This window comes from uncultured Fibrobacter sp. (genome assembly GCF_937877005.1).
Taxonomy (GTDB): domain Bacteria; phylum Fibrobacterota; class Fibrobacteria; order Fibrobacterales; family Fibrobacteraceae; genus Fibrobacter.
Genome location: NZ_CALEFV010000351.1, coordinates 1 through 2,435 on the forward strand (window position 1 = coordinate 1; position 2,435 = coordinate 2,435).

The window sequence follows — 2,435 nt, forward strand, 5'->3', positions numbered from 1 at the left end:
ACGCGAATGCCGTTGTCAAAGCCGTTCGCCGGAATCGTATCGCGGATAATGCGCAAGAAGTCGATGCGGTCGAGTTCCGCAAAATTGCCGTTCGGCAAAGGTTCCAGTTCGATGAAGTTGCCACCGCGCTTGAGTTTCGCAGGCACCATCACCACGGACTTTTCGGGGAAAGTGCCCCAGGAACCCGTAGGCGGGAGCGTCACCGTCTGCGATTTACCATTCACCGTCACCTTGTGTTCTGCAGCCGCATCGCCACCGTTCGCGTAGCGGTAACGCAGCAGGTAGTCGCCCGCCTGCATGATGTTCATCGGCAAGCGAATCTTGGAGCCCTCGGTATTCACGTACGCGAGGTATTCCCCGTTCGAGGCCGTATTGCTGCGGGTAATCGCGAGGTCGCCCGAAACAGCGCGGGTCAGCGCGCCATGCTCGACTTCGGCGCTCAAATAACGCCCGAGGAAGGGTTGTCCCATCTCAGCCCAGTTATCCTCGGTGAAGACGACATCACGGATGTGGATATGGTTGTACTTGTCGCCATTCAAATCGTAGTAGTGGTGCACAAATCGCACGCGGTTCAGGTCTTGGAAGGCCTCGCCACCGCCCGGACCCACATAGCGCCCGTAACGTTCCAGGAGAATCGTGCCGCCGCCCGTCGCCATGTTGTAACCGGCGCGGTCCACATACGGTCCGGTTACTTTATCTGCACGGCCGTAAGCCGTCTTGTACGTTGTCTGCTCGATGTTTGCGCCCTGCTGGCAGCACTTGTCCCATGCGGTAAACAAGAAATACTGTCCGTTATGCTCAATCAGGCTCGGGCCTTCTTCGGCGCCGCCGCTCGCGCTGCTGGTACGGCGCGCAATGTTGTAGACCGTCTTGTCGTCGCTCGCCTGGTAGCCAGTCGTTGCATCTAACTTAATCAGCTGAATGCCAAGCCCAAACGAACCGAAAGCCATCCAGTAATTGCCCTCGGTATCCTTGACCACGTCGGCGTCGATGGCATTGTACTTGTCGCTAGTCGTCGTGTGGAAAACGTGGCCGTGGTCGGTCCAGCCGTAGCCCGATGTGCCCGGCATAATGGACTTTGTGGACTGGTAGCCGATTGCCGAAGAACGCTTGCCAAAGACGGACACGCAGTAATACACGCGGTACTCGCCGTTCATGTAGAAAACGTCGGGAGCCCAGATACCCTCGGTGCCCGGAGCATAGGTGTAGGCCCACTGCGGAATGGCGCTCACGGTCGACTTGTGGTCGCGCCAGGTGTATGCGTCTTCGGATGTCCACAGTTGCAGATTGTTGTTCGTGCTCATGAGGGCGTAGCCGTCCTCGAACCGTACCATGCTCGGGTCGTGCCCCGGCTGCAAATTGTCCTTCGCGTACCAGTCGGCAGAAAACGAAAACGAAACCAGCACTGCCAACAAAGCTATACCAAGCATATTTTGAGACTTTAAGCCAAACACCATAAAAGCACTCCTTGAATCAATCCAAATATAGGCAACCATTTATTAAAAGTCAGCGTTGCCGCTGACTTTTAATAAATTTCATAGTAATTTATACAAATTTTACACAATAAAAGTCTACATTTGTAGGATTTTCGACAAGAAAATCTACTATCGGACGCTTATCGGACGAGCCTCATGGTAACTACCCGTCGAAACTTTCACGATATACATACCCGCAGGCAATCCACTCAAGTCAAAAGAATACACATGCGTTCCGGCACGCTGCAATCCCGAAACATCTTGCGCAACAAGCGCCCCGAATCCGGTAAATAGGCTCACCTTCACATTATCCTTTTGCGGTAGCGTGTACCGAACTTGAATCCGCCCGCTACGGAGCGCAACATCCATGTGCGAGGGAACACCATCCAGACCGTACATCAGTGCAGTAGTAAATTCGCCAGCATCGCTCCCTTTCTCATTCGTAACGGTCACCGCCACCTTGAACAGGACCATTTTTCCGCCGTAAGAAAGTCCTTGTGTAAAGCTATAAGTTTCACCATTAGAGACTCGGTTCGGGTAGTGCCCGATAGCGAGTATTCCATCAGTCAAATCCGCTTCGCTGAACACATAGGCATTCTCACCCCATTCCACAACATCGCCGTTTTTCCCGAACCAGTGGCCGGGTTCCGTTGCAGTAGATCGCGTGATGGTATTGCCGCCCGCTTCCTGCGCGAAGAAAGTTGCCTGCGCGAGCGTCGCCGCAGTGAGTCCAAGTTTTCCAGCTACTTCGTTAACATCGAACTTTGCGGAAACCGTAGCATAGTTATCGTCTATCGGAAGCGTCACCTTGATTTCGTATGTCGCCGTGATGGTCGCCGGCGCGATGCTGCTCGAACTCGTGGGCTTTTCGCTGCTCGAAGAAACCGGCTTCACGCTGCTGGAGCTCGCGGGCGTTGCAGAGCTGCTGGAACTCTGCGCGACACTGCTGCTCGATGCAAC

Annotated in this window: 2 protein-coding genes; both read right to left on the reverse strand. The window is 54.4% G+C overall.

The window, feature by feature from the left end:
• Positions 1 to 1,457: family 43 glycosylhydrolase (locus tag Q0628_RS15580; protein WP_298772577.1), on the reverse strand; the 1,457-nt coding region annotated here is incomplete at its 3' end.
• A gap of 147 nt (positions 1,458 to 1,604) precedes the next feature.
• The coding region (locus tag Q0628_RS15585; RefSeq protein ID WP_298772579.1) for a DUF4859 domain-containing protein at positions 1,605 to 2,435 on the reverse strand (831 nt) is incomplete at its 5' end.